Genomic DNA, 18,995 nt, shown 5'->3' on the forward strand with positions numbered 1-18,995 from the left:
GGCATCGACGGGCGTCCGCCGATAGGGTGGGCGAACGTGAGCGAGACCGGTAGTGAGACCCGTACCCGCGCGCGGTTCGAGGTGCCTGAAGAACTCAGGGCCGACGTCCGCCTGCTCGGCGAGATCCTCGGCAAGGTTCTGGTCGAGTACGCCGGACAGCCGCTGCTCGACGACGTCGAGAAACTGCGCGAGCTGACGATCGCCGGTGACGGCGCCGCGGCTGAGCAGCTGGTCGCGTCGTGGCCGTACGAGCGGGCCGAGGACGTGGCGCGGGCCTTCACCTGCTATTTCCACCTGACCAACCTGAGCGAGGAGCTGCACCGCGCCCGCGTACTGCGGGAGCGCGACCGGGCCGGCAGCGAGGCCGTGGTGTCCGAGCTGGCCCAGGCCGTCGAGCAGATCGCCCGCGACAGCGGCGAGCAGCAGGCCCGCGCACTGCTGAACGGGCTGGAGTTCCGCCCGGTGCTGACCGCGCACCCGACCGAGGCCCGGCGCCGCGCCGTACTGGCGACGATCCGGCGCATCTCCTCGCTGCTGGACGAGCGCCACGACCCGCGGGCCGGCGACAGTGACCTGGCGGAGAACCGTCGCCGCCTGGTCGAGCAGGTCGACGTCCTCTGGCGTACGTCGCAACTCCGCACCAGCCGGCCCACTCCGCTGGACGAGGTCCGCTCGGCGATGGCCGTGTTCGAAGAGACCCTGTTCGATGTCGTGGGCAACGTGTATCGCCGGCTCGACGACGCGCTGGCCGGTGACGCAGCCGGCACCCGTACGCCGGTGGTCGCGCCGTTCGTGCACCTGGGCTCCTGGATCGGTGGCGACCGCGACGGCAACCCGAACGTCACCGCAGCGATCACCCGGGAGGCCATGCAGATCCAGGCCGACCACGTCCTCCGGGCGCTCGAGCAAGCCACCGAGGCGCTCGGCCGCGCGCTCACCCTGGACGCCGCGACCACTCCGCCGTCCGCACCGGTACGCCGCATCCTGGAGGACGCCCGGGCGGTCAACCCGGAGCTGATCGCGGACATCGAGACCCGCTCGCCGGCCGAGCCGCACCGGCAGCTCCTGCTGCTCGCAGCGCGTCGGCTGGCCGCGACCCGATCCCGTGACGCGGACTTCGGTTACCCGCGGGCCGCTGACTTCCTGCACGAGCTCAAGGTCCTGCAGGACTCGCTGGTGACGGCTGGCGCACCACGCCAGGCGTTCGGCGAACTGCAGCAGCTCATCTGGCAGGTGAACTCGTTCGGCTTCCACCTGGCCGAGCTGGAGATCCGCCAGCACTCCTCGGTGCACGCCAAGGCTCTCGAAGAGGTGCTGGGCGGCGGCGAGCTGTCCGACCAGACAGAAGAAGTACTGGCGACGCTCCGGGTGATCGGCCAGATCCAGCAGCGCTTCGGCCCGGATGCCTGCCGTCGGTACGTCGTGTCGTTCACCCGCAACGCCGGCGACCTGGCCGCCGTCTACGAGCTGGCTGACGCCGCGCTGGACGGGCGTCCGATCGAGCTGGACGTCGTACCGCTGTTCGAGACCGGTGAGGACCTGCAGAACTCGGTGGAGGTGCTGGACAACGCGATCCAGCTCACCCGGGTGCGGCACCGGCTCACCGCGAACGACCGGCGCTTCGAGGTCATGCTCGGGTACTCCGACTCCGCCAAGGACGTCGGACCCGTCTCGGCCACGCTGGCGCTGTACGACGCGCAGGCGCGGATCACCGCGTGGGCGCAGCGCAACGCGATCCGGCTGACGCTCTTCCACGGTCGTGGTGGTGCGCTGGGTCGTGGCGGCGGTCCGGCGAACCGCGCCGTACTGGCGCAGGCTCCTGGGTCGGTGGCTGGTCGGTTCAAGCTGACTGAGCAGGGTGAGGCGATCCCGGCGCGGTACGGGAACGCACCGATCGCGCAGCGGCACATCGAGCAGGTGACCGCGGCGACGCTGCTGGCATCCACTCCCGCGATCGAGGAGCGGGCCACTGCGGCGGCGGAGCGGTTCGCGGTGATGGAGAAGACGCTCGACGAGGCGGCGCGTACGGCGTACCACGGGCTGGTGAAGGCGGACGGGTTCGCGGAGTGGTTCGGCCGGGTGACTCCGCTGGAGGAGCTCGGTCAGCTGCCGCTCGGGTCGCGGCCTGCTCGTCGCGGGGTGGCGGTGTCGTCGCTGGAGGACCTGCGAGCGATTCCGTGGGTGTTCGCCTGGTCGCAGGCCCGGGTGAACGCACCGGGTTGGTACGGCCTCGGTACTGCGCTGGCAGCCGTCGGGGACGTCGCACTGCTGCAGGACGCGAACCAGAACTGGCCGCTGTTCCAGGTGATGCTGGAGAACGCGGAGATGTCGCTGGCGAAGACGGACCGGCGGATCCTCGGCCGGTACCTGGAGCTGGGCGACCGGCCGGAGCTGACGCAGAAGATGCTCGACGAGCACGCGCTCACCACCGAGTGGGTGCTCAAGGTGCTCGGCGAGGAGCGTTTGCTCCAGGGGCGGCGCGTGCTGGGCCGTGCGGTCGAGCTGCGCAACCCGTACGTCGACGCGCTCAGCTACCTGCAGCTGCGGGCGCTGCGGACGCTCCGTACGGACGACTCGCTGGACGAGGAGCAGATCGTCCGGACCCGACGGCTGCTGTTGCTGACCGTCTCCGGCGTTGCCGCCGGTCTGCAGAACACCGGATGAGATTCAGCGACCTGGAGCGGCCTCCGCTGGACGAGAAGTTCCTGCGGGGCCGCTTGGTGCGTCCCGGTGCGCTGTGGACGCAGATCGACGTACTCGCGGAGACGCCGTCGACCAATGCGGTCGTGGCGGCCGCGGCCGCTGGTGGACAAGCCGAAGGGCTGGTTGTCGCTGCGGAGTACCAGTCGTCCGGTCGGGGGCGGCTGGGGCGGACATGGACGACACCACCTCGCTCTGCGCTGCTGATGTCGGTTTTGCTGCGTCCGGTGAGTGTGGAGGCGGCCCGGTGGCCTTGGCTCGGTTTGCTGGTGCCGCTGGCGGTTGCGGCTGCTGTGCGTGCGGTTGCTGAGGTGCCGGCGCAGGTGAAATGGCCGAACGACGTACTGATCGAGGACCGCAAGCTCGCCGGCATCCTGCTCGAGCGGATCGAGGGCCCGGCCGCGGTGGTCGGCATCGGCCTCAACGTGACGCTCCGCGCCGACGAGAAGCCGCACGAGGCTGCGACGTCACTGGCACTGGAGAAAGCAGTCACCACCGACCGCGCGACGGTCATGGCCGCCGTACTCCGCGAACTCGCGTCTCGCTATCAGGTCTGGGTCGACGCTGGCGGTGATCCGTCTGTGGTGCTTCCGGAGTACCGCGAACTGTCCGCGACCCTCGGGCGATCTGTCCGTGTGGAGCTACCGGACGGCACGTTTCTGGAAGGCGTCGCCCGGGACCTGGCGGACGACGGTCGGCTGATCGTCGACACCCCCGACGGCCCTCGCCCACTGGCCGCCGGCGACGTCACCCACCTGAGGACAGCTGACCAATAGTCCGGCCGTGCTCGGGTTGGTGCACGACCGTGATGCGGTTCCCTTCGCGCACCGAACCTGTCTCCAGCACCTTCAGATAGGCGCCCACGCGACCTGTCTTCGCGAACCGATGATGGAACCGGTGGATCCCCATCCGCCCGGACAAGTTCCCGCACGGCGTCCGCGGCGACCGTACCTCGACCAGGATCCCGTGCTTGGGCCCCCCGATCCGCCACCGCTCTCCAACCACCGCGCCGGTGACATCCAGCCCGACGGTCGTCAGGTTCTCCCCGAACAACCCCGGTGGGATGTCGCGACCCAGTTCACCCGACCACCAGTCGGCATCCTCCTCGGCGTACGCATAGAGCGCCTTGTCCGGCCCGCCGTGGTACCGCGTATCGCACTGCCGATCACCAACCAGCCCGAGCTCGCTGACCTCGATGGACCCGCGCACCGGCCGCTTGTCGATCGCCGTCCACCGTGTCGGCCCACGAATCACCTCGAACACAACGTTGACCGCCACCACCCGCGCCGTCATCGCCCGATCCACCGAATCGGATCGCCGCTGTCCAGGTCGTCGCATCCCGCATCGTGCAGAGCCCCGGCCACCAGCGTCCGCCGGTACGACCCGAACGTCAGCACATGCGCGATCATCCCGCCGGCCGTGTACACCTCGGCGTTCTCACCCGGACACACGATCAACTCATCAAGCCGATTCGCGCCGCACAGCTCGCCGACGTCGGCCGCGAACGCCGTACCCACGTCGGCCAGACGGTGGCGCATGCTCTGGACGCTTTCCCCTTGTTCTACAGAGAAGTCGTACTCCTGTTGTTCTACAGAGAAGTCGTACTCCTGACCGGTCAGGTTCGCATGCCACATACCGAGTTGGCCGACCAGCCGGGACAGCAGCGAGCGCAGCGTCGGGTGGTCATCGATTCCCTCGACCGAGATCTCGATCGGCCGGTCGAGTTGCTCGTCGGTCAGCGTCGCCGCCTGGCCGAGCATCTCGCCGAGCAACCAGACATGGTGATCAACCATCGTCCGCACCAGCTCCATCGAACTCACCTCGTCCCTGGCCGCCACCCGCAGCCCGTTCGGCGGGTGGAAATGGATGCCACTCGACGTCTCCAGCCGGATCCGGTCCGGCCGGCCACGCCACTCCGCAGGCGGTACGCCGTACGCCCGGGTGAAGGCACGCGTGAACGCCTCGTGCGACCCGTAGCCGGCCTCGACCGCGACATCGAGGATGTGCCCGGTCCCGGTCAGCAGTTGGTACGCCGATCGCTCGAGCAGGATCCGCCGTCGGAGCGCGCCCGGACTTTCACCTGCCGCGGCTGCGACCATCCGATCGAGATGCGACCGCGAGAGCTGGAGCCGGGCGGCCAGGTCGGCGCCGTTCGCGGCGTGGTCGTCGAGGGCGTCGGTGAGTACCGAGACGAAGGCGGCGAGCACGTCGGTCATGGGACCATCGTGCTCGCCGCCTTGGTGTTGTGCTTGATCGTTTTCGCTTTACTCGGTGAAGATTTTGACCGCGGTGATCAGGGTCTCGATGACGCCGTAGCCGAGGAGGACGGCGACCAGGAGCCAGGAGATCACCAGGCGTGGGGTCTGATTCATCGGGAAGCCTCCACGGTCGACTCGGACTGCTCGTGGAACCGTTCGGACACTGAGCGGATCAGCAGGTTGGCGATGAAGCCGACCGCCAGTACGCCGACCATCGTGAACAACGCCGGCCGGTACGCCGATGCGGTCAACGTGCCCGGTTTGCCTTCGTGGTCGAGGAATCCGTTGATGATGAGCGGCCCGGCGATACCCGCCGCCGACCACGCGGTCAGCAGTCGGCCGTGGATGGCGCCGACCTGGTACGTGCCGAACAGATCCCGCAGGTACGCCGGAACCGTCGCGAACCCGCCGCCGTAGAACGAGATGATGATCGCGGCGAGCAGCACGAAGACCACCGTGCTGGTGTGGCCGACGGTCGCGAGCAGGGCGTACGCGATGATCCCGACGCCGAGGTACATCGCGTAGATCGGCTTGCGGCCGATCACGTCCGACGTCGTCGACCAGCCGAACCGGCCGGCCATGTTGAAGATCGACAGCAGCCCGACGAATCCGGCTGCCGCCGCGACCGCGACGCTCGACTTGCCGCCGTCACCGCGGAAGAAGTCCTGGATCATCGGGCTCGCCTGCTCGAGGATGCCGATACCCGCGGTCACGTTGCAGAACAGCACCACCCAGAGGAACCAGAACTGCGGCGTCTTGATCGCGTTCGCCGCCGAGACGTTCGCAGTGGTGACAAGCGCCTTCTGCTGCACGGTCTTCGGGTCGAAACCGTCCGGTGTCCAGCCCTCGGCCGGCACCCGGATGTTGAAGACGCCGAACATCATGATGATGAAGTAGCCGATCCCCAGCGTGACGAACAGTCCGACCAGCGCGCTGCCGCCGGCAACCGACGTACTGACGTTGGGGTCGTAGTTGGAGTCGTACGCGCCGAGTAGTTGGCGCGACAGCGGGCTCGCGACGAGCGCGCCGCCGCCGAAGCCCATGATCGCCAGGCCGGTCGCGAGACCCGGGCGGTCCGGGAACCACTTGATCAGCGTGGAGACCGGCGAGATGTAGCCGATCCCGAGACCGATGCCGCCGATCACGCCGTACCCGAGATAGACCAGCCAGAGCTGGCCGGTGCCGATGCCCAGGGCGCCGACGAGGAAGCCGGTGGCCCAGAAACAAGCGGCGACGAACATCGCTTTCCGTGGGCCGTTGCGCTCGACCCAGGTGCCGCCGACCGCGGCGGACAGGCCGAGCATCACGATCGCGATGCTGAACACCACGCCGACGGCGGTCTGACTACTGTCGAAGTGTTTCACCATCGAGGTCTTGTAGACGCTGGTCGCGTACGCCTGCCCGATGCACAGGTGGACGGCCAGCGCGGCCGGCGGGATCAGCCAGCGGCTGTACCCGGGCGGCGCGATCGTGTGCTCCCGATCGAGTATCGACAAGACTGCCATCACGGCTCCTTCTCGTCCCCCAGTTGACTACCCCTCGCGCATCTTGGCTCACTGTATGCACTTTGTGAAGCGTTGAACCACTTTGTCGCCCGATAGGTACCCACCGGTTGCCCTCGGACGTGTCGGGACAGGACATTCGGACCCGGTAGCTGTGAGACTGGGGGTATGGCGATCTCGGCGAAGTTGTTGGGTGAGGACGAGTACGTCGTCGTCAGCACCCGGACGCACTGGAAGGCGCTGATCGGGCCGGTGCTTCTGCTGCTGGTGGTGGCGGGTGCGGGCGGTTTCCTGGCCGCGATCGTGCCGACCGGGTCGTTGCAGACCCCGGCGCGGATCGCGATCCTCGCCGTCGGTGTGGTGATCCTGGCGGCGTTCGCGCTGAAGCCGTTCCTGAACTGGTTCTTCTCGACGTACACGATCACGAACCGCCGGCTGATCACCCGGCACGGCATCCTCACCCGGACCGGCCGCGACATCCCGCTGATGCGGGTCAACGACGTGTCGTACGAACACGGCCTGATCGACCGCATCCTCGGCTGCGGCACCCTCCACATCGAGTCCGCCGGCGAGCGCGGTCAGGTGGTGCTCCCCGACGTACCGCACGTCGAGCACGTCCACCTGCAGATGTCAGACCTGCTGTTCGGCGGCCCCGACGGCAAACCCGGCGACGGCATCCTCGACGACGAGGAGCCGCCGGAGCACATGCGCCGCCGCCCGCAGCAGCAACAACAGCAGCAGTCGCCGCGAACCGACGACGGCGAAACCCTGTTCAGCTCGGACGACGACCGCTAGAAGACCTCGACGCTGACCGGCGCGAGCGGCGACCGGAAGGCTGCTGTGGCTTGGTTGAGCGCGCCTGTGGTGTGCTCGGTGACCCGGCCCGTGGCGGCGAACTCGGCGAGTGGGCGGCCGCCCAGGTAGGCGGCGCTCAACTCGGTGGTCGAGAGAGTCAGATCGGCCGGCGAATCGGTGGGTTCGCAGGTGACGCCTGAGTCGGACGCGGTCAGGCGGAAGGTGCCGGCGTTCTTCTCGATCAGGTCGTCGGTTACCTCCAGGACGACGTCGAGCGGGACGGTGTACTGGCGTTCCTGCAAGGCCCGTTGGACGTCGGTGATGCGGATCCAGAGGGACTCGCTGACTCGGCGGTCCAGCGCCGTCGGAGTGCTGACGAGTTGGAGGAGCGGCTCGTCGACGGCTGCGTAGCCGTAGCCGAGCTTGGCGCTCAGGTCCATCGTGAGCAGGTGCTGCCACAGCACCCGGTACGCCGTAGCCGTCGGCGCAACCAGCTCCTCGAGGTTCACCTCGTACGCCGGACCCGTCGGGCCCCAGATCATCTTGCCGCGCCACAGGGCATAGCCGTCCACGGTCCCGGTCTCGTCGCGGTGGACGGCAATGCGGAGTGCGGTCCGGCCGCCGCGGTCGTCCGGCTTGTCCTCCAGGCGCTTCTGCCAGCGCAGCTCCGAGCGGTCGGACACGCCGGCTCGCACCCGCTGCATCTCGCCGAGGATGCGGGGCAGCTCCTTGAGCGCCTCGTCCTTGGTCAGCTCGCCGAGCTCGCCCGGGCGGATCGGTCCGGTCGGGGGGCCGACGCGGTGCAGATCGACCTCGTACGACGTACCCCAGGCGGCCGCGGCGTACCCGAAGCGGCCGTAGATCGCCGGCTCGCTGGCCCACAGGACCGCGATCGCCTCCGGCACCTCGCGCAGCTGCCGGCTCATCAACCGGGACAGCACTCCGCGCCGCCGATGCGTCGCCCGGACGCCGACCCCGGTCACATGCGCCGCAGGCACGACGGCACCCGGGACGGACAAGTTCCGGGTCAAGGCCAGCGTGGTCCCGATCAACTCCCCGCCGTCGACCGCCACCAACGTCCGCTCCGGCTCGAACAGCTGCTGCGCGAGATCATCCGGCGTCACCTCGAACATCATCGCCGCGCTGAACACCCCCCGGACCGCGTCGAACTCTCCAGCCTCGGCCGCCCGCACCTCGATATCGGTCACGTACGGCATCTTCACATGCCCTTCCGACAACTTCAGCCCCTCCGCGAGCATCGAGCCTGCGAAAGGGGTGGTGCAGATGATCAAGATTCTCGGCACGACGTCAGCAGCATTGCTGATCGCAGCAGGCCTGATGCCTGGAACGGCCGCCGCCAAGCCCAGCGCCGTCGGAGGCTGTTCCGTCGCGGTGGGATCGGTGACGGCGGGCGGCGACCATCGCGAACAGGGCGTCTTCTCGGGCGTTCCGCCGACAGCGCCGGCCAGTCGGATCCTCGGGCTCAAGGTGTATCCCGCCGGAGGGGTTCGAGTCAGCTCGTCGATGTCGCGAGGCGATGACGGGATCAGCGTCGCGTTCGTGTCGGGCTACAGCATCCTGGGCGATGCGTTGTACTTCGCGAACTACTCGACCGGCGAGAACGGCGTCATCGACGGCGGGGTGAAGCGGGTCGGCGGCGGCTGGGGGACGTTCCTCTCCCTCAACGAGACGACGTACTACGACGGGGTGCTCCGGCACAACACGTACGGACTGCGCAACGACGGCACGCTGTTCCGCTGGACCGTCGACAAAGGCGGTGTCTGGCGGAGCAAGGCGTCCGCACCCGGGTTCGCGTCGGTGAAGTCGATGGCGTTGATCAGCTCCACCAAGACGTACGACACGTTCCTCGCGAACACCCGCGGCGGCGCGCTGTACACGATCCACATCCCGGCGAGCGCACCGATGAAACCGATCGTCAAGCAGGTCCGCAGTTCAACCTGGCAGGGTTTCGAGACGTTGCTCGCGCAGCAGTGCGGCCAGTACGGCACGCTCCTGCTCGGCATCGACCGCGACACCCACAACGGCTACCTGTACGCCGTCGGCCACGCCACTGGGACGACCACCGTCATCCAGTCGATCGGCAAGGTGCCCGCCACCTTCACGGACCCGGTCTACTTCCACTGGACCGACGGCAACGCAACCTTCAAACCGCCGTTCGGGGAGTGACCTCAGACAGCCTCGACGTTGTCGACGAGCCACTGGCCGGAGACCGACTGAAGGGTGAGTTGGACCCGGGTGCGCTGCACGCTCGGGGTCGACGCACCCTTCGTCGTGGTCGTGGTGTCGACGAACAGGAGGACGTGAGCCGTGGTGGCGGTCGCGTCCTTGACCGCGGCGTCCGTGACCTCGGCCTTGGCGACGGCCTGCTGGCTCAACTGTTGCGGACGGATTGCAGCCACGGTCTTCGCGAACTCGGCGCCGAACTTCTCCGTGGTGACCTTCTGGGTCGCCGCCGCGTAGTCGTCGAGCTTGCGGTAGTCGTAGCTGAAGAGAACGCCGACATGTGCCCGCGCGGCCGCCAGGACCTCCGTGCGTACCTGCTCGCCCGGCCCGGCGGCGTCGAGCTTGCGCTGCAGGTCGTCGGCGCGCTTCAACTGCGTGTTGGCGTCGGACCGCACGATGGCGACGGCCGCGATCCCGGCGCCGGCAACACCCACCAGCAACACGGCCAGAACGATGCTGACGACAACTGCCGGATGCAGCTTCTGCCGGGGTGGTGAAGGAGGAGTCATCGAGGTGCCGGGTCAGCGGACAGCCGGCAGATCTCCGGTCGAGTCGTCGAGGGCGGCCGGCGAGTCGGGGGCCGGGGTGTGCTCGGCCTCGTCGAGCTCGATCTCTTCCTTGAAGACGAACTTCCGGTACGACCAGAAGCGGAACAGCGTGCCGAGCCCGAGGCCGATGAAGTTCGCGGCGATGTTGTCGGACAGCCAGGTGTGCAGGTCCAGCACGTACCGCGAGAAGGCCAGACAGCCGGCCGCGATCAGCAGACCGATCCCGTTCAGCACGAAGAACAGCACGTACTCACGGTGCAGACCGCTGCGCTCGCGGTGCCGCCACGTCCAGTACCGGTTGCCGAAGTACGTCACGACCGTCGCGACCGTGGTCGAGATCAGCTTCGCGGTCAGCGGCTTGTGGTGCAGCATGCCCTCGCCGGAGTCGGCGAGCACCAGCGGGTTGCTGAACACGAGCCAGTTGTAGATCGGCAGGTCGACGACCAGACCGAGCAGACCGACCAGACCGAACTTGGCCACTTCGTGCACCAGATGCTGGAACTGGCGGTACAGCGTGGTGACGAGCTTCAACGGTCTTCGGAACCTTCTGTGATCGAACAGCGACGGGAGGGTCAGCCTCCCACGGTACCCGGCGACCGGTCCGAGCCCGAAATCGCCAGCGTGCCGCGGTGGCCGCCGACCGGCCGATGTTGTATGGACATTAGGCTCCGGTCTGTGAAGTTCGATCGCAAAGACCTCCCCGTCGGCACCCCGGTGGTCGGCATGGTCGGAGGCGGCCAGTTGGCCCGGATGACGCAGGAAACCGCAGTCGCCCTCGGCATCCAGCTCCGCGTGCTCGCCGAAGGCCCCACGGTGTCCGCCGCGCAGGCGGTCGCGGACGCGCCGGTCGGCGACTACAAGGACCTCGAGACGGTACGGCGGTTCGCCGCCGAGTGCGACGTGGTCACGTTCGACCACGAGCACGTGCCCACCGAGATCCTGCACACCCTCGAGGCGGACGGCCTGAAGGTCCACCCCGGCCCGAATGCGCTTGTGCACGCCCAGGACAAGGCCGTGATGCGCGCCCGGCTCGACACCTTCGACGCCCCGTCGCCGGCGCACCAGGTGGTCGCGACACCGGCCGAGGTCGAGGACTTCGCCAAGCGGGTCGGCGGGTTCCCGATCATCCTCAAGACCACCCGCGGCGGGTACGACGGCAAGGGCGTCTGGTTCGTCGACGGGCCGGACGACCCGCAGATCGCGACGGCGTTCGGCAGCGGCGTACCGATCCTGGCCGAGGAGAAGGTGGATTTCGTCCGCGAGCTGTCCGCGATCGTCGCGCGGTCGCCGCACGGGCAGGCAGTTGCGTACCCGATCGTCGAGTCGGTGCAGAAGGACGGCATCTGCGTGGAGGTCACCGCGCCCGCGCCCGGCCTGGCGCCGGAGAAGGCCGCGCAGGCGCAGCAGACCGCGCTGCGGATCGCCGGTGAGCTCGGCGTGGTCGGCGTACTCGCGGTGGAGATGTTCGAGGCCCGCGACGGGCGGCTGCTGGTCAACGAGCTGGCGATGCGCCCGCACAACACCGGGCACTGGTCGATCGACGGCGCGGTCACGTCCCAGTTCGAGAACCACCTGCGCGCAGTACTCGATCTGCCGCTCGGCTCGCCCGCCGCGCGAGCGCCATACACCGTGATGGTCAACGTGCTCGGCGGCGACGTCGAGGACATGCACCGCGGACTGCTGCACTGCATGGCGCGCGATCCGGGGCTGAAGGTCCACTTCTACGGGAAGTCGGTGAAGCCGGGCCGCAAGATCGGCCATGTCACGGCGTACGGCGACGACCTCGAAGAGACGCGCTCCCGCGCGCGGCACGCGGCCGCGTACCTGACCGGCACCATCGACGAGTAGGGAAGCGCATGATCGGGATTGTGATGGGGTCGGATTCGGACTGGCCGACGATGAAGGCGGCGGCCGAGGTGTGCGTGGAGTTCGATGTGCCTTTTGAGGCAGACGTCGTGTCGGCGCACCGGATGCCGACGGAGATGATCGACTACGGACGGTCAGCGCACGAGCGGGGCCTCAAGGTGCTGATCGCCGGCGCCGGCGGGGCCGCGCACCTGCCCGGCATGCTCGCGTCGGTGACACCGTTGCCGGTGATCGGCGTACCGGTTCCGCTGAAATACCTCGACGGAATGGACTCGCTGCTCTCGATCGTGCAGATGCCGGCCGGTGTCCCGGTTGCAACGGTGTCAATCGGGAACGCTCGGAATGCGGGGCTGCTCGCGGTCCGGATCCTGGCCGCGAGCGACGAGAAGTTGCGGGACAAGATGCTGGCGTTCCAGGAATCGCTGGCGGACGTGGCACGGGGGAAGGGCAGCACTGTGCGTGACGGGGCAGCAGAGTTGCGTAAAGGCTGAGGCAGTCGCTGGTTTCCACAGGATGGGGGCGGGTAGTCGTGAGATCCCATTGGTTGTCGTCTAAGGTCGTCGATCGTGACTCCGCCCACTGATTCGGACACGCAGCGCATACCAGGCCGTTTCTGGGTCTGGTTGTTCGGCGCCGCCGTGTCTCTCCTCGGCGACCTGACGATGGCATTCGCCATCGGCTGGTCCGCCACCCGCCACGGCGGCAGCGTTGCAGGGCTGATCCTGCTCCTCGCTGCTGCTCCGCGGGCCGTCCTGCTCCTGATCGGCGGCGCCATCGGCGACCGGTACGGCGCGCCCCGCGTGCTGCTGGTCAGCTGCACCGCGATGTTCCTGGTGACCGCGGCCCTGGTCCCCACGACGCGCGCCGTGGGGGAGCCCGTCTGGTTGCTGGTGATCCTGGCATTGGTGGTCGGAGTCATCGACGCGTTCTTCCTGCCCTCGTCCCGCTCGATGCCGCGTCTGCTCGTGCCGCCGGAGCAGGTGCCGCGGGCGCTGGCGAGCTTCCAGGTGACGGGAGTCGTCTTCGCTGTCTCCGGTACGGCGGTCGGCGGCGTGCTGGTCAACTGGGCTGGTCTGTCTGCGGCGGCCGCCTTCGATGCGATCACTTTCGGCGTGATGATCGTGGTGCTGTACCTGCTGCGCGGCACCACGGCCCCGCACGGGTCGAGGACGACCACCATGTTCCGATCGATCGTCGACGGTGTTCGCGCGGCGTTCGGCCGGCCGCTCACCCGGGCGCTGCTGATCACGATGACGGTCGCCGCCGGTCTGCTGATGCCGATGGATGCGCTGCTCCTGCCGCTGCTCGCCCGCCATCACCATTGGGACGCGAAGACGGCGGCCCTCCTGATCGCGACCCGGAGCATCGGTGTCGGCGTCGTGTCGATCCGGATCCTGATGCGTGGCGCGTTCCAGCGGCCGGGGATGGTGGCGATGCTCGGCCTGCTGGTCGCCGCGGTCGGGTTCATCGGCCTCTCGCAGGTGACTCCGCTGCCGCTGACCATCGCGTCCGCCGTACTCAGCGGCGTCGGTGTCGGCACCTTCACCGGACACGTGCTGCCGCTGCTGATGAACTCGGTCGAGCGCGAGTATCAGTCGCGGCTGCAGTCGGTCATCGTGCTCTGCCAGAGCCTCGCGCTCGTTGTGATGAACCCGGTCCTCGGCAGCCTGGCCGATGTCCAGAGCATCCAGATCACCGGGGTCTGCCTCGGAATCGGCGTTGCGATCGCGCTGATCGGCTTGGTCGCGCTCAGCCGGCCGGTCCTCCGCAACGCGCGGGTCGCGTAGCCGCTACGGCTTGCCCGGTGCGCGGTACGTCCAGCCTGCGGCGCGCCAGGCCTCGGCGTTCAGGTTGAGGCGGGCGTCGATGACGACCGGGTGGGCGACGAGGCCTCGCAGTGCGGCCGGGTCGAGTTCGCGGAACTCCGGCCACTCGGTGAGGTGCAGTACGGCGTGGGCGTCGCGGCAGGCCTCGACCGCGGTGGGGGCGTAGCGCAGCGTCGGGCGGACGCGGCGGGCGTTCTCCATCGCCTCCGGGTCGAAGACGGTGACGTTCGCGCCGTGCAGCTGGATCCGGCCGGCCACGTCGAGCGCGGGCGAGTCGCGGACGTCGTCAGTACCGGCCTTGAATGCGGCGCCGAGGACGGTGACGTTCTTGCCGACCCACTCGCCGCCGAGCATCTCGTGGGTGATGTCAACGATCCCGGCGCGGCGGCGCTGGTTGATGTCGTCGACCTCACGCAGGAACGTGATCACCTCTTCGACGCCGAGCTCGCCGGCCCGGTGCATGAACGCGCGCAGGTCCTTCGGCAGGCAGCCCCCGCCGTACCCGGGGCCGGCGTTCAGCATGCCGCGGCCGATCCGCTTGTCGTACCCGAGCGCGTCGGCGAGCAGCGTCACGTCCGCGCCGGTCGCGTCGGCCATCTCGGCGAGCGCGTTGATGAACGAGATCTTCGTGGCCAGGAAGGCGTTCGCGCCGCCCTTCACCAGCTCCGCGGTCGGGAGGTTGCACACGACCACCGGCGTACCTTCGCTGATCGGGGTCGCGAACACCTCGCGCAGGCGGGTCTCGGCGGCGTCGGTCTGTACGCCGAACACCAGCCGGTCCGGGTGCAGCGTGTCGTCGACGCCGTGCGCCTCGCGGAGGAACTCGGGCTGCCAGGCGATCTCGACCGCCGTACCGGCCGGGGCTTCGGCGTGGAAGCGGGCCTCGACGATCTTCGACGTACCGACCGGGACCGTGGAGCGGCCGACGATCAGGGCCGGCTTGGTCAGCAGCGGGGCGAGCATGGTGACGACCGAGTGCACCTGGGCCAGATCGGCCGCCTCGCTGCCCTCGAGCTGCGGCGTGCCGACGCAGATGAAGTGCACATCGGCCCAGTCCGCGATCTCGCGGTAGTCCTTGGTGAACCGCAGCCGGCCGGAGTCCACGTGCTTCTTCAGCAGCGGGTCCAGCCCGGGCTCGTACAGCGGCGCCTTGCCGTCGTTTAGCAGCTTCAGCCGGTGTTCGTCGATCTCGACCCCGATGACGTCGAAACCGAACTCGGCCATCCCGGCGGCGGTGTTCGCGCCGAGGTAATTGGTGCCGATCACGGCGATCCGCAGGGGGCGGGAGGTCGCTTCACTCATGTCGGGGACTCTACCCATCGTGGTTATCAGCGGGTGACCGGCTCATGTCTGCCGGTCTTCCATGGCGTGCGGACTTGATCACTTTCGGCGTACGACGCCCTCCTTTCGCGGATTGTTCGTCGTACTGTGTGACTCGTGAGTAACTCATTCGAGCTGTACGCGCTGTCCGAGGAGCACCAGGCGATCCGGGACGCCGTCCGGGACGTCTGCGATGCCAAGGTCGCCCCGCACGCCGGGGACGTGGACGAGCTGGCCGAGTTCCCCAAGGCGTCGTACGACGCGCTGAAGGCCTCGGACTTCCACGCGCCGCACATCCCGGAGCAGTACGGCGGTGCCGGCGCGGACGCGCTCGCGACGGTGATCGTGATCGAGGAGGTCGCGCGGGCCTGCGCCTCGACCTCGCTGATCCCGGCCGTGAACAAGCTCGGCTCGCTGCCGCTGCTGCTGTCCGCGTCCGCCGAGGTCAAGGAGCGGTACCTGCCGCCGGTGGCCGCGGGGGACGCGATGTTCTCGTACTGCTTGTCGGAGCCTGAGGCCGGCTCGGATGCCGCGTCGATGAAGACGCGGGCTGTTGCTGACGGCGACGGTTATGTGTTGAACGGCGTGAAGCGGTGGATCACCAACGCCGGGGTGTCGGACTTCTACACAGTCTTCGCGGTGACGGACCCGGACGCGCGGTCGCGCGGGATCTCGGCGTTCGTGGTCGAGAAGGCGGACGAGGGCGTGTCTTTCGGCGCGCCGGAGAAGAAGCTCGGGATCAAGGGCTCGCCGACGCGCGAGGTGTACTTCGACAACGTGCGCATCCCGGCGTCGCGGATGATCGGGGAGCCGGGGACCGGGTTCTCGACGGCGATGGCGACGCTGGACCACACGCGGGTGACGATCGCGGCGCAGGCGCTCGGGATCGCGCAGGGGGCGCTGGACTATGCGCTCGGGTACGTGAAGGAGCGCAAGCAGTTCGGGAAGGCGATCGCGGAGTTCCAGGGCTTGCAGTTCATGCTCGCCGACATGGGGATGAAGATCGAGGCGGCCCGCCAGTTGACGTACGCCGCAGCCGCACGCTCGGAGCGCGGCGACAGCGACCTCACATACTTCGGCGCCGCCGCCAAGTGCTTCGCCTCCGACGTCGCCATGGCCGTCACCACCGACGCAGTACAACTCCTCGGCGGCTACGGCTACACCCACGACTACCCGGTAGAACGCATGATGCGAGACGCCAAAATCACCCAAATCTACGAAGGCACCAACCAGGTCCAACGCATCGTCATGGCCCGCCAACTCCTGAAGGGTCTGGGCTAAACCACCCCCGCGGGGCTACGCGCGACTCGTCCGTCGCCGTGCTACGCGCCGCACCCACCCACCCCCGGGGCTTATCGCCCGGAGCATCCCTTCCGGCTATCGCCGGGGCTTCCGGCTGCCGCCGGGACCTTCCGGCTTTCGCCGGACTTGCGGGCTATCGCCCGGACCCGTGCGCGCTGCCGCGCGTGTGACTGCCCCGTGGTGCGGCGGGTTCGTGCTTGTGAGCTGGCTGCGGTCAGCCCTCGCGGTGCTACGCGCCCCCAGGCGGCGGCTCCGGAAGGTGACGGCAACCTCCCCCTGGTGGGGGTGTCTGCGGCGAGCGGTCTGTCGGCGGTGCTGCGGGCGAGTTAGCCGCCAACCGTGCAACGCGCTGCCCCCGGCCGGTGGACTTTGGGGTTGCTAACGTCGCCGCGTGGTTGTGCGGCGGCGGGTTTTGTTGGGGGCGGTTGTGGGGGCGCCTTTGTTGGTTGGGTGTGGGAAGACTGCGCGGGATGTGGCGCCGGAGTTGAAGCTTGAAACTGCCTGGCGGGTGCCTGTGCGGACTCGGGTTGAGGGGTTGCCGGGGCGGGTGCGGTTGGTGGGGGACTTGGTGGTGTTGTTTGACGGGACCGGGGTGGAGAAGGTTCGGGTTGCTTGTCTGAAGGCGGCCGACGGGAGCCAGGTCTGGGGGATCGATGACACCAAGCAGCTGTCGGTGCCTGGGCTCGGGGACGTTTGGCTTTGTGTTGTTGGGCGAGGGGTTTATGAGTCGCCTGATGTGATCCAGGAGCCGACCGTCGGTTGCGCCGGCGACATCCTGCCGATCAGTTTTGTTGCTGACCGCAACGCCAGGACGAGCAGCGGCATCGTCGGTGTCGATGTACGCGATGGTCGACCCGTTTGGGGCTTCCGTGCCGTTGCCGACGCATCCGCCGAGCGCACGATGGTCACGGCCGTTGCTGGTTGCGTCGTGCTGGCGACTGTGAGTGCGCCGTACGGTCCGCAGTGGCCGGATCGGGCGACGACGATCGCGCTCGACGCGCGGACCGGGCGCGAGTTGTGGCGTGGAGCCGGGGTGATCGGGCTGGCGGGGGACGGGGAGTCGGTCGTCGTCGCGAGGAAGACGGACGGTGGCTGGCGGCCGGAGGTGCGGGACGCGCAAACGGGTACGCCGCGGTGGACCGGCGAGCATTCGATCGACGGGCCGTATCAGCACGTCGCGACTGTCGCCGATCACACCGTGCTGAGTACCAAGGATCGAAGGGTCACCGACATAGTGCGCCTGTCGACCGGCGACCAGCTCGACTTCGAGGCTGACGCTCCGCCGGGGCTGGTGGGGTCCGAGCCGCCGATGCTCGTGTGGGACAGCGGTGTCGCCTGGTGGGCCAAGGGGCCGAATGGCTTCGTCACCCAGACCCTGCCGAAGGGCTCGCCGACAAAGGGGAAGAAGCGGCCGAAGGGTCTTGAGTTTCACGCCCTCCACGGCGCCGGACCGTACATCTGGGGCACGTACAAGACGACGCAGGAGAGCACCGAGCACGACGACCTCGCCGGGACCATCGCGGTGGACCGCACCGGACAGCCCCGGTCCGCTACCCAGCCCGGCGTCGTTCTTGCCGACGTCTCCGAGAAGTGGCTGGTCGTCGGCAAGAACGGGTACGTCGAGGTTCAGCGCATCAAGCCGTCCTAGGGAAGCGTGTGGCCCGCGGCCGTGTAGAGGTGGTACCACTCCTCGCGGCTGAGACGGATGGCCGCGCCGGCCGCAGATTCGATGACGCGACGAGGATTGGTCGTGCCGATGACGATCTGCATGTTGGCGGGGTGCCGCGCGATCCAGGCGATGGCGATTGCATCGGGAGTCACGGAGTACTTGCCGGCCAGGTCGTCCAGCGCCTCGTTCAGCGGGCCGTAGTTCTCGCGGTCGCCGAGGAAGACACCGCCGGGCGGTGGCTTCTGGACGGAGCCCCAGGTCTGGATCGTCATGTCGTTCAGGCGGCTGTAGTCGAGGACGCCCAGGTCGCGGTCGACGGACTGGTCTAGGCCCATGATGTTCGCGGCCAGACCCTGCGCGACCAGGGCGGCGTTCGCGAGGCTGAACTGCATCTGGTTGGCGACCAGCGGCTGGCGGACGGACCTGGCGAGGAGCTCGATCTGGCCGGGCGTGTGGTTCGAGACGCCGAACGCCGCGACCTTGCCGGCGGAGTGCAGTTCGTCGAAGGCCGCGGCGACCTCGTCGGGCTCCATCAGGGTGTCCGGGCGGTGCAGCAGCAGTACGTCGAGGTGGTCGGTCCGGAGCGCGGCCAGCGACTGCTCGACGCTCGAGACGATGTGCTCACGGGAAAAGTCGAAGTACCCGGGCCGGATCCCGACCTTGGACTGGATCACCACCTGGTCCCGTTCGGAGGCGGGGACCGGCTGCGCGTCGCCGTACCGCTGCTCGCAGCCGTGCGAACCGCCGTAGATGTCGGCGTGGTCGAACATCGTGACGCCGGCGTCGCGCGCCGTACCGACCAGCTCCCGGATCTCGCCGTCGCTGAGGTTCTTGATCCGCATCAGCCCCAGCACAACCCGTGACACGGACATCCCGGCTTTGGTCAACTCAACGGTCTCCATGACAGGTGGTTCTATCACCATGGCGAGTAAGCCAGGCGATTCCTGGGCACTTGACAAGGCAAT

18 protein-coding genes are annotated in these 18,995 nt (G+C 68.5%); 9 read left to right on the forward strand and 9 right to left on the reverse strand.

The window, feature by feature from the left end; genetic code table 11:
* Positions 1–36 precede the first annotated feature (36 nt).
* Positions 37–2,664 (forward strand): phosphoenolpyruvate carboxylase, encoded by a 2,628-nt coding sequence (locus tag FDA38_RS05165; RefSeq protein ID WP_137252899.1) that lies wholly within the window; start codon positions 37–39, stop codon positions 2,662–2,664.
* Positions 2,661–3,476, forward strand: a complete 816-nt coding sequence (locus FDA38_RS05170; protein WP_137252900.1) for a biotin--[acetyl-CoA-carboxylase] ligase — start codon at positions 2,661–2,663, stop codon at positions 3,474–3,476. Before FDA38_RS05165 ends, FDA38_RS05170 begins: the two co-directional genes overlap by 4 nt.
* On the opposite strand, the gene FDA38_RS05175 is transcribed toward FDA38_RS05170, so the two are convergent.
* From FDA38_RS05175 to FDA38_RS05185, 4 genes are read right to left on the reverse strand one after another with little or no spacing between them, the layout of a single operon-like run.
* On the reverse strand, positions 3,448–3,993 hold the full coding sequence (locus FDA38_RS05175; protein ID WP_137252901.1) for an MOSC domain-containing protein: 546 nt from the start codon (positions 3,991–3,993) through the stop codon (positions 3,448–3,450). The genes FDA38_RS05170 and FDA38_RS05175 overlap by 29 nt on opposite strands.
* Positions 3,990–4,916 (reverse strand): helix-turn-helix domain-containing protein, encoded by a 927-nt coding sequence (locus FDA38_RS05180; protein ID WP_137252902.1) that lies wholly within the window; start codon positions 4,914–4,916, stop codon positions 3,990–3,992. Before FDA38_RS05180 ends, FDA38_RS05175 begins: the two co-directional genes overlap by 4 nt.
* Before the next feature lie 48 nt (positions 4,917–4,964).
* The gene (locus FDA38_RS43750; RefSeq protein WP_417466407.1) at positions 4,965–5,072 is read right to left on the reverse strand and encodes an MFS transporter small subunit; all 108 of its coding nucleotides are present in this window, start codon (positions 5,070–5,072) and stop codon (positions 4,965–4,967) included.
* Positions 5,069–6,463 (reverse strand): OFA family MFS transporter, encoded by a 1,395-nt coding sequence (locus FDA38_RS05185; protein ID WP_137252903.1) that lies wholly within the window; start codon positions 6,461–6,463, stop codon positions 5,069–5,071. Before FDA38_RS05185 ends, FDA38_RS43750 begins: the two co-directional genes overlap by 4 nt.
* Before the next feature lie 165 nt (positions 6,464–6,628).
* On the opposite strand from FDA38_RS05185, the gene FDA38_RS05190 reads away from it, so the two are divergent.
* Positions 6,629–7,255, forward strand: a complete 627-nt coding sequence (locus FDA38_RS05190; RefSeq protein WP_137252904.1) for a PH domain-containing protein — start codon at positions 6,629–6,631, stop codon at positions 7,253–7,255.
* Here FDA38_RS05190 and FDA38_RS05195 read toward each other — a convergent pair.
* Complete coding sequence (locus tag FDA38_RS05195; RefSeq protein ID WP_233714530.1) at positions 7,252–8,559, reverse strand: GNAT family N-acetyltransferase; 1,308 nt, start codon at positions 8,557–8,559, stop codon at positions 7,252–7,254. The two genes, FDA38_RS05190 and FDA38_RS05195, sit on opposite strands and share 4 nt — an antisense overlap.
* Between FDA38_RS05195 and FDA38_RS05200 the strand changes: the two genes are divergently transcribed.
* The gene (locus FDA38_RS05200; protein ID WP_170989583.1) at positions 8,540–9,442 is read left to right on the forward strand and encodes a hypothetical protein; all 903 of its coding nucleotides are present in this window, start codon (positions 8,540–8,542) and stop codon (positions 9,440–9,442) included. The two genes, FDA38_RS05195 and FDA38_RS05200, sit on opposite strands and share 20 nt — an antisense overlap.
* A 2-nt stretch (positions 9,443–9,444) precedes the next feature.
* Here FDA38_RS05200 and FDA38_RS05205 read toward each other — a convergent pair whose 3' ends face one another.
* Both FDA38_RS05205 and FDA38_RS05210 read right to left on the reverse strand, forming a co-directional pair.
* Positions 9,445–10,008: a hypothetical protein gene (locus tag FDA38_RS05205; protein ID WP_137252905.1), complete on the reverse strand. Its 564-nt coding sequence runs from the start codon at positions 10,006–10,008 to the stop codon at positions 9,445–9,447.
* Positions 10,009–10,020: 12 nt separating this feature from the next.
* Positions 10,021–10,578 (reverse strand): GtrA family protein, encoded by a 558-nt coding sequence (locus FDA38_RS05210; RefSeq protein WP_137252906.1) that lies wholly within the window; start codon positions 10,576–10,578, stop codon positions 10,021–10,023.
* Positions 10,579–10,701: 123 nt separating this feature from the next.
* Between FDA38_RS05210 and FDA38_RS05215 the strand changes: the two genes are divergently transcribed.
* The 3 genes from FDA38_RS05215 (at position 10,702) to FDA38_RS05225 (ending at position 13,700) form a co-directional block, all read left to right on the forward strand.
* Positions 10,702–11,895, forward strand: coding sequence for a 5-(carboxyamino)imidazole ribonucleotide synthase (locus FDA38_RS05215; RefSeq protein WP_137252907.1), 1,194 nt, complete (start codon positions 10,702–10,704; stop codon positions 11,893–11,895).
* A gap of 8 nt (positions 11,896–11,903) precedes the next feature.
* The gene (gene purE, locus FDA38_RS05220) at positions 11,904–12,404 is read left to right on the forward strand and encodes a 5-(carboxyamino)imidazole ribonucleotide mutase (protein ID WP_137252908.1); all 501 of its coding nucleotides are present in this window, start codon (positions 11,904–11,906) and stop codon (positions 12,402–12,404) included.
* Between the two features lie 75 nt (positions 12,405–12,479).
* Positions 12,480–13,700, forward strand: a complete 1,221-nt coding sequence (locus FDA38_RS05225) for an MFS transporter (protein WP_137252909.1) — start codon at positions 12,480–12,482, stop codon at positions 13,698–13,700.
* Positions 13,701–13,703: 3 nt separating this feature from the next.
* Here FDA38_RS05225 and FDA38_RS05230 read toward each other — a convergent pair whose 3' ends face one another.
* Positions 13,704–15,041, reverse strand: a complete 1,338-nt coding sequence (locus FDA38_RS05230) for a UDP-glucose dehydrogenase family protein (RefSeq protein ID WP_170989584.1) — start codon at positions 15,039–15,041, stop codon at positions 13,704–13,706.
* 135 nt (positions 15,042–15,176) lie between these two features.
* On the opposite strand from FDA38_RS05230, the gene FDA38_RS05235 reads away from it, so the two are divergent.
* Positions 15,177–16,340: an acyl-CoA dehydrogenase family protein gene (locus FDA38_RS05235; protein WP_137252910.1), complete on the forward strand. Its 1,164-nt coding sequence runs from the start codon at positions 15,177–15,179 to the stop codon at positions 16,338–16,340.
* 577 nt (positions 16,341–16,917) lie between these two features.
* Entirely contained in the window at positions 16,918–18,009 is a 1,092-nt protein-coding gene (locus FDA38_RS05240) for a PQQ-binding-like beta-propeller repeat protein (RefSeq protein ID WP_170989585.1), read from the forward strand.
* Here the strand turns inward: FDA38_RS05240 and FDA38_RS05245 are convergent.
* Positions 18,006–18,932: an aldo/keto reductase gene (locus FDA38_RS05245; protein ID WP_137252912.1), complete on the reverse strand. Its 927-nt coding sequence runs from the start codon at positions 18,930–18,932 to the stop codon at positions 18,006–18,008. The two genes, FDA38_RS05240 and FDA38_RS05245, sit on opposite strands and share 4 nt — an antisense overlap.
* Positions 18,933–18,995 lie beyond the last annotated feature (63 nt).

Origin of the sequence: Kribbella jiaozuonensis, from assembly GCF_005233875.1 — a bacterium.
GTDB lineage: Bacteria > Actinomycetota > Actinomycetes > Propionibacteriales > Kribbellaceae > Kribbella > Kribbella jiaozuonensis.